Annotated in this window: 10 protein-coding genes and 1 pseudogene; 2 read left to right on the top strand and 9 right to left on the bottom strand. The window is 59.6% G+C overall.

Annotated features, from left to right (window positions below; translation table 11 throughout):
- Window positions 1-30: 30 nt before the first annotated feature.
- The 3 genes from ACOYO3_RS06260 to ACOYO3_RS06250 form a co-directional block, all read right to left on the bottom strand.
- A complete protein-coding gene (locus tag ACOYO3_RS06260; protein WP_002515437.1) occupies window positions 31-1,374 on the bottom strand; it encodes an MFS transporter in 1,344 nt (447 codons plus the stop codon).
- 52 nt (window positions 1,375-1,426) lie between these two features.
- Entirely contained in the window at window positions 1,427-2,746 is a 1,320-nt protein-coding gene (locus ACOYO3_RS06255) for an anaerobic C4-dicarboxylate transporter family protein (RefSeq protein WP_002513675.1), read from the bottom strand.
- 345 nt (window positions 2,747-3,091) lie between these two features.
- Window positions 3,092-5,251 (bottom strand): DNA gyrase/topoisomerase IV subunit B, encoded by a 2,160-nt coding sequence (locus ACOYO3_RS06250; protein WP_002518999.1) that lies wholly within the window; start codon window positions 5,249-5,251, stop codon window positions 3,092-3,094.
- A gap of 129 nt (window positions 5,252-5,380) precedes the next feature.
- On the opposite strand from ACOYO3_RS06250, the gene ACOYO3_RS06245 reads away from it, so the two are divergent.
- A complete protein-coding gene (locus tag ACOYO3_RS06245) occupies window positions 5,381-5,611 on the top strand; it encodes a DUF7455 domain-containing protein (RefSeq protein ID WP_002515496.1) in 231 nt (76 codons plus the stop codon).
- Window positions 5,612-5,687: 76 nt separating this feature from the next.
- Here the strand turns inward: ACOYO3_RS06245 and ACOYO3_RS06240 are convergent, their stop codons facing one another.
- From ACOYO3_RS06240 to ACOYO3_RS06220, 5 genes and pseudogenes are all read right to left on the bottom strand, one after another.
- Entirely contained in the window at window positions 5,688-6,269 is a 582-nt protein-coding gene (locus tag ACOYO3_RS06240) for a GNAT family N-acetyltransferase (RefSeq protein WP_002515622.1), read from the bottom strand.
- 120 nt (window positions 6,270-6,389) lie between these two features.
- Window positions 6,390-7,664, bottom strand: coding sequence for an FAD-dependent oxidoreductase (locus tag ACOYO3_RS06235; protein ID WP_427305816.1), 1,275 nt, complete (start codon window positions 7,662-7,664; stop codon window positions 6,390-6,392).
- 77 nt (window positions 7,665-7,741) lie between these two features.
- Complete coding sequence (locus ACOYO3_RS06230; RefSeq protein WP_002515516.1) at window positions 7,742-8,035, bottom strand: hypothetical protein; 294 nt, start codon at window positions 8,033-8,035, stop codon at window positions 7,742-7,744.
- Window positions 8,013-8,795 (bottom strand): hypothetical protein, encoded by a 783-nt coding sequence (locus ACOYO3_RS06225; protein ID WP_002517798.1) that lies wholly within the window; start codon window positions 8,793-8,795, stop codon window positions 8,013-8,015. Before ACOYO3_RS06225 ends, ACOYO3_RS06230 begins: the two co-directional genes overlap by 23 nt.
- Before the next feature lie 139 nt (window positions 8,796-8,934).
- Window positions 8,935-9,189: pseudogene (locus ACOYO3_RS06220) on the bottom strand (GNAT family N-acetyltransferase); the annotation flags it as partial.
- A 169-nt stretch (window positions 9,190-9,358) separates the two neighbouring features.
- Here ACOYO3_RS06220 and ACOYO3_RS06215 point away from each other — a divergent pair.
- On the top strand, window positions 9,359-10,522 hold the full coding sequence (locus ACOYO3_RS06215; protein ID WP_002515456.1) for an alpha/beta hydrolase: 1,164 nt from the start codon (window positions 9,359-9,361) through the stop codon (window positions 10,520-10,522).
- On the opposite strand, the gene ACOYO3_RS06210 is transcribed toward ACOYO3_RS06215, so the two are convergent.
- Window positions 10,466-11,074, bottom strand: coding sequence for a TetR/AcrR family transcriptional regulator (locus tag ACOYO3_RS06210; RefSeq protein ID WP_002519001.1), 609 nt, complete (start codon window positions 11,072-11,074; stop codon window positions 10,466-10,468). The genes ACOYO3_RS06215 and ACOYO3_RS06210 overlap by 57 nt on opposite strands.
- Window positions 11,075-11,156: the final 82 nt, after the last annotated feature.

Genomic DNA, 11,156 nt, shown 5'->3' with positions numbered 1-11,156 from the left:
CACTACGCACGTCAATCGGGTTGCTGAGGGCTAATTCGTATGAGTCTTGCCGCGGATCTCAGCAGTGCTGACCGGAATCGTGGCCGCCAACCCCGCCAATAGCACGAGGACGATGCCCATGATTCCCCAGTACTGGTTGTTGTCACCACCGGTGATGGCATGGCCCACCGTGACAAAGAGGCCAAATAGTGCCGGTGCCAGGAACGAGACGGCTTTGCCAGTGGTCGCGTAGAGACCGAAGACCTCTCCCTGGTACCCGGGCGGGCAGATCTGAGTGAGGAGGCTCCGCGACGCGGACTGAGCCGGTCCGACGAAACCACACATGATGAGGCCGAGCACCCAAAACACCATGGCAGAACCAGCGTGGCCGATGAAAACACCCATACCGCACGCTGACAACACGATCAGTGAAAAAATGATGAGTCGCTTCGGACCGATGCGATCATCCAGGCGCCCCAGCAAGATTGTGGAAATTCCGGCGATAAGGTTGGCCACAATACCGAAGATGAGTACACCTGACGCACTGAATCCAAAGGTTTGACGAGCGAGTGGCCCACCGAATTGGAAAACGCCGTTGAGCCCGTCGCGGAACAAGGCGGAAGCGATAAGGAAAATGATCGTGTTACGGCTGACGTGCCAAATCCTCACCACGCTGCGCCACAGCTCGGCGTAGGAATGCCCGAGGGCCCGCAGACCATGCGGCCGGGGTTCAGACGATTCGATCGGCCGTGGATTATCGCGCAGGACACAAAAGGTGGGTAAGGTCAGCGCCAGGATCCATACCGCACAAAACAGCATCGCCACGCGGATGTTCATGCCTTCGTGGTTGGTTACTCCAAACCAACCCACTTTTGGTTTGATCCAGGCGATGTAGATGACGAGTAAGGCAATAATCCCACCCAGATAGCCCATACCCCATCCGAGACCGGAAATCCGTCCGACTTTGCCAGACTCTGCAACGTCATCAAGCATGCCGTTGTATAGGGAGCTCCCGACGTCCGAGATGACCGTCCCAATGCCCAACAGCACCAATCCGAAGACGAGATAGGACGGATGAGGCTTGACGAAAAAGAGCAATCCCGACATCACCGCGAGAGTCCAGGTAAGCCATTTCAGGGCAGTCACCTGCCGGCCTCGTCGACCTGCCCATTGCCCCACGACAGGTGCCAGCAAGGCAATGGTCAGGCCCGCCAAAGTCATGGTCCATGACAGCGCAGTGACAGTGCGGTCTTTGGACCCGAAGGCGTCGCCGACAAGATAGACGGCAAAGACGAAGGTGGTGATGACCGAAGCGAAGGGCTGGGTTCCTGGATCCCACATGGCCCAGGCGAAGACGCGTTTGCGTTGATCGGCCGGCACGTCGGTGTGGCTCATGGCTGTTGAGTCTACCGGTGCCTAACGAACCACGATCGCGCCTCGTCGAACCTCATCCCAGCACAATGGGGGCCCAGAAAGCTCCCAGTAGGACCGTCACCGCAATCGAGACGGTACCAGGAAGGACGAAGGGGTGGTTAAGGACGATACGTCCGACTCGCGTCGATCCGGTGTCGTCCATCTCCATAGCTGCAACCGTCGTGGGGTAGTTCGGCAGCAGGTAGTAGTTGGCCACAGCCGGGTAGCAAGCCAGCATCACCATCGGAGACAGACCGATCTTGGCCACCACCGGCATGAAGGCGACGGTCGTCGCAGCGTGGGAGAACATCAGTGGTGCAGCCAAGTACAGGATCACCGAAAGGAACCACGGGGCCGAATGCAGGATCGAGGCCCCCGCGTGGGTCAGGACATCCATATAGTTATTGACGAACATATTTCCCAGCCACGCCAGTCCCAGAATGCAGATCGCGGCAGACATTCCGGCCCGGAACGTCGTCTGGGTGGTGAGCTGCTTGACGTCCTCACGTGACATCATGCAGATGATCATCGCCGTCGTCAGCATAATGAGCATGATCGCCGCCGATGACGTCATAGGCGGTTTGGTGAGCACACCGACCTCTTCCGATGAGACAGTGGCGTAACCAACGACCACAACAAGAGCGACGAGGAAGGCAACAAGGCTGGGAATGGCAGTCCGTTTTGGCCTCCACCCAGTGTCGGCGACAGCAGCGTTGTGGCTCACCAGTCCCTTAGCCTCGCGTTCCTGATAGATCGGATCATCGATGAGATCCTTGCCCTGACGCGATGCCACGACGGCACCGACGGCACATCCGATGAAGGTGGTAGGGATCGTCACCGCGAGGATCTCAAGGTAACCCACTCCCAACGGCTCTAGAACTCCAACCAAGGCCAAGGTCGCCGCTGAGATCGGCGAGGATGCGACCGCGACTTGGGATGCCACAACGGCTATGGAAAGCGGCCTCGACGGCCGGATCTTATGTTCCTTAGCCACCTCCACGATAACGGGCAGCACTGAATAGGCGGTATGTCCAGTACCACACAGCAAGGAAAGCAGGAAGGTCGTCAGCGGCGCGAGGTAGTTGATCTGGTTGGGATGCTTGCGCAGCATGACCTCAGCCAGATGCACAAGATAGTCCATCCCGCCCGCGAGCTGGAGGGCAGCGATGGCGCAGATGACGGTCATGATAATGCCGATAACCGTCCAAGGGATGTCCTCAGCCACCTTCGTGTGAAGACCAGTGGCCACAAGGACGATACATCCCGCCCCTCCCGCGAGTCCGACGCCCACCCCACCGAGGCGCGAGCCGATGATGATAAAGATGATGGCCACGGCCAGGTGGAACCAGATCACCGTTGCAGCCCCCTTGCCGACGATCCCCCGTTAACGTTGCACGTGTCGTTGCGTCCGTCACCGGATCGTCGTATTCGACCCACCATGCCAGCTCCCCTGTTCCATATCTATCTATTTAGGGCCACAACATCACTCGTCATGGACCTCGAAAGAACCTTAGCGGAACACATTCCGTCACTAAGACGGCCTGCTGTAACTTGTCATACACACCTCACAGCGAGAACGATTGTGCATATAACGAACCCGTCGCCCCTAGGCCAACACTTAGACAGCGAGGAGCATGCGCCTCGCTAGACCTCGCGTCTCCGCGAGGCCACTGACGCGCAGGGACGCGAACGAGCCCTCTTAAGCGTCGATCTGTTCAGCATCGAGACGGTAAGCCCCCTCGACGATGAACTGTTTACGCGGGGCTACCTCATTGCCCATAAGGATCTCAAAGGTGCCCTCGGCCTCCGCGGCGTCGTCGACGGTGATGCGACGCAGAGTGCGATGGCGCGGGTCCATCGTCGTCTCCTTGAGTTGGGAAGCGTCCATCTCACCGAGACCTTTGTACCGCTGCGGTTCCTTGAACCGCACCCCTTTCTTCGCCAGTTGGGCGGCGGTGCGCTGGTACTCGGCATCGGTATAGGTGTATAGGTACTTGTCCATCCCCCGTTTAGGGTTGATGAGTTCGAATCGGTGCAACGGTGGTACCGCCGAGAACACCCGGCCAGCCTCCACCATTGGGCGCATATAACGGAAGAACAGGGTGGCCAGCAAGCAACGAATATGGGCACCATCGGAGTCGGCGTCGGCCATGAAGATGACCTTGCCATAACGGGCCTGGTCGAGGTCGAAGGTCTTGCCCGACCCGGCACCAACGACCTGGATGATCGAGGCGCACTCGGCGTTCTTGAGCATGGCACCGAGATCAGCCTTCTGCACATTGAGAATCTTGCCGCGTATCGGAAGCAAAGCCTGGTGCTCGGAGTTACGAGCCACGTTGGCCGTTCCGAGGGCGGAATCACCCTCGACGATGAACAGCTCGGTAACGTCCGGATCGGAAGATCGACAGTCCTTGAGCTTGGGCGGCAGGTGAGAGGATTCCAGAGCATTCTTACGACGCTGGTTCTCCTTGTGTGCCCGGGCAGCCACACGGGTCCGCGAAGCATTAACGACCTTCTCCATAAGGGCGCGTGCTACTGGTTTGTCAGCCGCCTTGGCCGAAGTGAGGAAGGCAGTCATCTTGTCCTCAACAATGCGCGCCACAAGGCGTCGAACCGGCGGAGTACCCAGCACCTCCTTGGTCTGACCCTCAAACTGGGGCTCTGCCAGGCTCACCGTCACCACGGCCGTCATCCCCTCAAGGACGTCATCCTTAACGATCTCTTCTGAGGACTTGAGGATGCGTGTCCCCTCTAGACCGGCACTGAAGGCTCGTAACAGACCCTGTTCGAACCCCTGAACGTGGGTGCCCCCCTTAGGAGTAGCGATGATGTTGACGAAGGAACGCACCGTAGTGTCGTAACCGGTCCCCCATCGCAGGGCGATGTCGACCCCGAGGTCCCGATCGACGTCGGTAGGCGTCATACCACCGTTCTCGTCAAGCATGGGGACGGTCTCGGTGAAGGAAGTCTCCCCCTGCAATCTCATGACATTGTTGACAGGCTGGTCAGTGGCGAGATACTCAGCGAACTCAGAGATGCCGCCATCGAAACGCATCGTTTCTGAGACCGTCTCCAGCACATCGCCAGTCTCAGGATCAGTCTGAATACCCCTCTCGTCAGTAATGACGATCTCCAAGCCGGGGACGAGGAAAGCCGTCTGACGAGCACGGTCAGCAAGTTTGGACCATGACAGCTTGGCATCAGGAAGGAAGATCTGACGATCGGGCCAGTACCGAACGCGAGTACCGGTCACACCACGCTTGGCCTTGCCTACTTTGCGCACCCCCGATCCAGGGGTAAAGGGGGCATCGGGGCCCTCCCCCTCAAAGACCCCAGGAACGCCACGGCGAAAGCTCATCCCCCACACCGTGGACTTGCGATCCACCTCCACATCCAAGCGCACTGAGACGGCATTGACGACCGAAGCACCGACGCCATGCAGCCCACCTGAGACGTTATAAGCCCCACCGCCGAATTTCCCGCCCGCATGCAGTTTGGTGTAAACCACTTCGAGGCCGCTGAGTCCGGTGCGCGGCTCGACGTCAACCGGGATGCCACGACCCTCGTCAGTAACGAGGATCGACCCGGCCTTCTCCAAAGTGACGGTGATGCGGCGTCCATACCCAGCAAGCGCCTCATCAACACCGTTGTCGAAGATTTCCCATAGACAGTGCATGAGACCGCGGGTATCCGTCGACCCGATGTACATGGCCGGACGCTTGCGTACCGCCTCGAGCCCCTCCAACACCAATAAATTCTTGGCGCCGTACTCCCGGCTAGTCGACGCCGTGCGCACGGTATCGCCCTTACCACGTGGCGTTTCCGAGCTGTTGGCTGATGAGGTCGAGATGTTGTCCATGGTCACGGTGGCAGCTTATCGACAGCCGACGACACGGAATCCCGGCACCGTGTTCGCCCCCAGCCATCCATCTTTCGATACGTATGGGAACATTCCGACGATAGCGTAGGTTGTCTAGTAGGTGATCCGATGATTCAGATGGAGGAGGTTGTCATGAGCACCACGATGATCGAACACCAAGCCCTCACCACTGCGGACCGTTGTGATCGTTGCGGCGCACAAGCCTATGTGCGCATCACGCTGCGCAACGGTGGCGAGCTCCTTTTCTGCGCGCACCATGCCCGAGCCCACGAAGACAAGCTCAAGCAAGTCGCCCTGCATATTCAGGATGACACCACCAAGCTCTCGTCCCATGTGTGAGGACCATCGTCGGCTGAGGCAGCGCTAGACCTATGTGCTGGCATGCCGACGAGCCACGGGAGCTACCCATCCATCATCACTGCGACTCGATGATGTCCTCGCGGATCAGCCGCTGCAGCTCTACCCCGCCGAGGGAATCGTCAACGGCACCGTCGGCCGCGTCGACGTGGAACCCATGGCGTTGGTAGAACGAAATGGCGCGAGCATTATCGGCAAAGACCCACACATAGGCCGACCGGTTCCCGATACAAGCATCGAGGAGGTTGTCTGACGCTCCGCAGTTTCGCGCCTCTGGCAGTACATGGAGGGTCGCGATCTCCCACGGTGTGGGAGCATCAGAACTTGTAGAGACCCGGGCCATGGCAACCCCGACAGTCCTCATATCGAGGCGATCAACAAGGATCTTGAAGATCGCACCATCATCCATAAAGTGGTTCCACTGCTCAATGGTGGTGTGGACGATACCGGGGCCAGTGACCTCGGTAAGGACGTCATTAGGGATCACCCCCTGGCCGATCTCTCGGACGCACACGGCCTGAACAGCCGCGGCTTCAGGCAGGTCCTCGTGACAGGCATCTCTGACGACGAAACGACCGGGAGCGGTGGCCGGTTCGTGCGCCGGTCTTGACGACGTGTCGACATTGACTGAAGTATCCATAACCCGATCCTACCGGCCCGAAGCCTCACAGAGGCCCGGTTCGCGACGGTCGATGGGGGGGTGGTACCGAACCCGGTACCACCCCCCATTCTCATCCCCGCAGCAATGCGGGAATACACCTCACACGAAGAACCGCGTCACCAGGTCCTTCGAGTAGTGGCACACCTCGTCGAAATTACCGAAACTCATAATTTCTCCGGCGTAGAAGGTGTTGCGACGACCCTGCATTCCCTCGACCTTCTCGTACCACCCGGCCTTGTAGTCCTCCGAGCTAACGTGCGGGAAGTAGTACCAGGTCTGCTCCTCGATGATCTTCTCGACCGGATGACCGAAGGTCTCCATGTCGTCGAGGACCATCTGGCGGCACTCCTCCTGAGTCTTGTCCGCGTAGTCCGGATGGTTACGTAGCAGGTAGGTCGTGATGATCTGGTGCGGATCATCAGCCCAGCGGTGGTAGTAAACCATGACGTGCCCGAGACGTTCGGGCCTCATGTTGTCGGGGACGTACCCGGAGATGGTCGGGTACTCCTTCACCAGGCAGGCATCCACCATGTACTGCTGGTGGATGATCTTCGAGAAGTACTCCCGCTCGTCATCGTCCGCGTCGGAGTAGTCGAGGAACTTTTCCAGTGGGACGGTGAGGACGAGGACGTCGGACTCGCGATCCCAGTCCGTGGTGTGGATGTGGACCTTGCCGTCCTCGCGGGTGATGCGAGTGATGTCAACGTTGCGTTCGGCCGGGTGCTCCAGGGTGGCGTTGAGGTGCTCGAACATCGCCTGGGTGCCGTCGGCCCACGTCCACAGATCTCCCTTGGCAAAGGACATCATGGTGACGAAGTCGAGGTACTTCAGCACGTAGGCGGCCGGGACGTTGTCGAAGTGCCCGTAGCCGAAGGCCGTGAAGGGGTTGATCCACAGGTCTCGGGCGGCCTCGCACCCGTTGAGGGCGAGGAACTCGTCGAAGGGCAGCATGAGGTCCTCGTGAACCTTGTTGTAGTGGCCGTTGGCGTCATATCCCTGGTACTTCGTCGCGAGCAACTGGCCCAGCTCCTGCACTGCTGCCATGACCTGCGGACCACGCACTGGATCCTTTTCCGGGACGTAGATCTCGCCGTCCTCGTGCAGGAACTCGCGACGCAGTTTCGGCCCGTCGACCTTGTCGCCAGTGCGATCCATGATCTCCTGGATGGTGTCGTAACTGGGGACGCCCATGATGGCCCCCATCTCATAACGACGGCCGTGGTAGTTCGGTGAGTGGCACTTGCCTCCGACATGGTCGGTGCGTTCCAGGATCGTGTAGTCGTGAAATCCGGCCTGTTCGAGGTACATTCCGGCAGCCAGCCCGGCCGGGCCAGCGCCGATGATGGCGATACGTGAATCCTTCGAGATGGACATCGTTCTTCCTTGTCGATGTAGTGGTGAATAAGTTCGGCGATGAATGGGGTCGGTAATGGTCTAGGTCGCGAAAGATCTCAGCGGGCAGTTCGCCGACCACGTGCCATCTCATCGAGATGTGCTGCCAGCTCCTTGGCACGCCGCTCGGCCTCGGCATCATTGGCGGCCGGGGTGTCCTCGGTCCACCCGTTACGGGCATTGTTGCCTTCGATGTCGGCGTGGTACTCCTCCCCCGGGGCAGGCGGCCAGTTGGGATCCTCGGTGAAGGAGGCCCGTTCGCTGGCCACTCGAGGGAAGTCGCGGGACCAGCGGATCTCCGGGTACGGAACGCGGTACTGCAGGTCGTCGTCAGTGCCGTAGGACTTGCCCATGAACCGCTGATAGGCGCGCAGGAACGATGTTCTTGCGAGCAGTTCCGACGGCAGCCTTCTCCAGCCCTTGGAACATCCGACGGTTCATCATGCCGCCGCCGTCCATCATGACCAGATCCATGAGGAAGACCGAGATCGGACTGGACTCCTCGGAGGCCGAGATGTTCCACCGGGAGTAGATGCGCGTCCGGTTGCCACTGTCGAGGGGTTCCAGGGCGATGACCCAACTCCAGCGGTTCCACGGCATTCCAGGCGGTAGCAGGAAACTTGCGCCCGGTGTCCTGGTGCCGTCACGGGTGTCAGCGAACCACACCAGATACTTGCCGGGGACCATGTCGGCGACCTCGGCACCGAAACCGGCGTAACTCCAACAGAACATGTCACCGGGCTTGTAGTAGTCCGGGGCCTGCCAAGCCTGTTCCACCATGAAGGTGTTGTCGACCGACAGTCCGAACATCTTCTCGAAGAAGGTGAAGGAGTAGAAGCCGGCGGTCGTGGTGTTGAGCTGGTAGACGTGCTTCCAGACCTCGTCGCAGGGGGCGTCGAGATCCTCCACATGGGTGAGGCGCTTGAAGCGCGGCGAACCTTCCGGGACGAGGTCGTCACCAGGAAGGGTCATCTTGTACTGCTCGGGAGTTCCGTTAACCTGGCTGGAATAGAACTTCGTCGCCCCTTTAAGAAATCCGTAAGCACCGAGGGCAGCGGCCACCGGCGCTGTGGCAAGGGCGGCAGCCTTGCACTTTCGTGGTGTTATGGACATGGCACTCCTTCGTGACTCACGGCCCGGGACCGGGTCGTCATCCCCTGAGCCGGTCCCACTACGTCGTCGTGGCGCATCGACACAAGAAATAAATAAATTTAATTTATCCTAGCTTGTCGCGAGCAAGAACCAAGGGGATTCAGCGAATCCAGCACTCCAGGACGTAGGCCGGATCCTCGTCGCGGTAATCGTCGAGATGACCATCGGGAGAGAATCCGTTACGGCGGTAGAATGCCTTGGCCTGGGTGTTGTCGGGATAGACCATGACATAGGCCCGGGAATCGCCGATGACGGTATTCATGAGGGCCTGGCCGAGCCCGGTGCCGTACAGACGAGAACGGACGTAGAGACTTTCCAGTTCCAGCGGAGTAGGTTCGTCAAGGTGCACCCCGGCCCAGGCGAATCCGAAGACCTAGAGAAGGCCATCAACGACTGACTCGGTGTCGACAGCCAGCCAAACATACTCGCCGTGGGACATCCGCGCGACGGCCGGCCTGTCTCCGGTAGCAACCTGTCTGATCCTGATAGCCATGGGTCCCTCCTGCGCGAAGATCCTATCGACCATGTCCCGTGAGTACGGTGGACGCGTGGCTGACACGAAAACCTCCCGTCATTCCTGGCTACGCATCACTTCCGGTCTCGTCGGGCTGATCCTGACCCTGCCGGTACTGGCGTGGTCAGTGGCCGCGATCCTCCCCTCACACAATGCCCTCACCTTCATCTCCTCCGTTCTGGTGGGATCGTTGGCTGTACCGGCTCTGGTCATCGCCGTCATCGCCTTCGTCCTCGCTCTTCTGGGACGAGGTGGTCTGCGAGTGGTGGCCGTTGTCTTCTCGGTGATGGCCCTCATCGTGCCAGTGGCGGCAACGGCGACGACGGCGTGGATCACGGACCGCGCCGGTGGACGTATCAACGTCGTCTCGGCAGCTGCGGTGTCGTCGATGTCCGACCACCCTGACGAAACGGTCCGGTATGGATCCGGCCCTGACGAGACGGCCCAGATCTACCGTGCCCATAACCACAATGCCCCGGTACTTGTCGACATTCATGGTGGAGGATGGAGCACCGACGCCACCATGCCCGCCACGTTGAGATGGTTTTCCGATCATGGCTGGTTAGTCATTCGCCCCTCGTACACCCTGGCCACCCAGGGCCACCCCACCTGGAATACCGCCCCAAAACAGGTCGCATGTGCCTGGGCCTGGAGCCTGTCCCACGTGAAAGAACTCGGTGGCGACCCTTCACAGGTATCGATCATGGGTGATTCCGCTGGTGGTGGAATGGCCATTAATCTCGCCTACGGCGCCGCCAGTGGAAAGTTGAAGAGTTCCTGCGGCTCAATACGGGCCCCGAAGTCAGTCCTCGCCCTCTATCCAACGGTGGATGTCGGTACCGTCGAGTCGGTCACCACACTGAGCGCGGGCAATGCCGCCAAAATGTATATCGGTGGCACCCCCAAGCAATTCCCCGACCGTTATCGCGCTGTCAACAGTTCCACCTGGATCACTCCTCAGGCACCACCAACAATGGTGATCCAGGGAAATCACGACACCTTTGTTCCGCCATCCAGTGTGCGGAAATTCGTCAATCGTGCCCGCCAGGCTGGAGTCCGGGTCGATCACGTACAGTTACCGATGCTCAATCACGCTTTCGATTCCCAGGCGCGCAACTCACTGGGATTCCAGGTCGTCACGAGCCTTGGGCAACGTTTCCTTACTGACCACTGAGCGAGTAGTCAGTACTCGAGCTAACGCCTCAAGATCGCCCGCGATATCAGTTGCCTGGTTCTGTATCCACCGCATCTGTAAGCCCTCAGCCGCGGCAACTACCAGTCGGATGGCCTGCTCATCGTCGATCCCGAGGGCCATTCTGACGACGTCGTGAACTCGCTGACGGTGTCGCTCCATGAAAGTATGGGCCGGGTGATAGGGATCGGCGGCGGCCACACTCATGTCGACAAAGAGCTTGGTCAGCCCCGGAGTGCGGGTCGTCTGAGCCAAGTATGCCCACACATGGTCAGGGTCGGTGAGGCCACCAGCATCGACCGCGTGAGCGTCACGAGCTTCAAGAATCGCCACGAATAATTCGTCCATCGATCCGAAGTAGTGCAGAACGCCTGCCTCCGTGAGCCCAACTTCGGCAGCGATGGCGGCCAGTGTGGGCCGCTCCCCCGAACTTGCGCCATAGAGCCGCAGAGCGACGTCAAGAATCTCAGCCCTACGAGCAACCCCCTTAGCGTATGGTCCACGTCGGGTGAGGCTCTTCGTCGTCACTGCCATGGACCCAACCTTAGGAGGAAATCCCAGAGTTATCCTCCCCAACCATCAGCGAATACCAAGTCGTGCTAGGTTTTAGGTGTAC

This window comes from Cutibacterium sp. KBN10P07758, assembly GCF_050286205.1.
GTDB lineage: Bacteria > Actinomycetota > Actinomycetes > Propionibacteriales > Propionibacteriaceae > Cutibacterium > Cutibacterium acnes.
Note: the sequence above shows the minus strand (reverse complement) of the source record. Positions and strands in the feature narration are given on the sequence as shown.

Excerpts from the sequence above, each read along its gene's own strand:
- ACOYO3_RS06260 (WP_002515437.1), bottom strand. The coding sequence starts at position 1,374 with ATGAGCCACACCGACGTGCCGGCCGATCAACGCAAACGCGTCTTCGCC.
- ACOYO3_RS06250 (WP_002518999.1), bottom strand. The coding sequence starts at position 5,251 with ATGGACAACATCTCGACCTCATCAGCCAACAGCTCGGAAACGCCACGT.
- ACOYO3_RS06235 (WP_427305816.1), bottom strand. The coding sequence starts at position 7,664 with ATGTCCATCTCGAAGGATTCACGTATCGCCATCATCGGCGCTGGCCCG.
- ACOYO3_RS06245 (WP_002515496.1), top strand. The coding sequence starts at position 5,381 with ATGATTCAGATGGAGGAGGTTGTCATGAGCACCACGATGATCGAACAC.
- ACOYO3_RS06240 (WP_002515622.1), bottom strand. The coding sequence starts at position 6,269 with ATGGATACTTCAGTCAATGTCGACACGTCGTCAAGACCGGCGCACGAA.
- ACOYO3_RS06230 (WP_002515516.1), bottom strand. The coding sequence starts at position 8,035 with ATGGGCAAGTCCTACGGCACTGACGACGACCTGCAGTACCGCGTTCCG.
- ACOYO3_RS06210 (WP_002519001.1), bottom strand. The coding sequence starts at position 11,074 with ATGGCAGTGACGACGAAGAGCCTCACCCGACGTGGACCATACGCTAAG.
- ACOYO3_RS06215 (WP_002515456.1), top strand. The coding sequence starts at position 9,359 with ATGTCCCGTGAGTACGGTGGACGCGTGGCTGACACGAAAACCTCCCGT.
- ACOYO3_RS06225 (WP_002517798.1), bottom strand. The coding sequence starts at position 8,795 with ATGTCCATAACACCACGAAAGTGCAAGGCTGCCGCCCTTGCCACAGCG.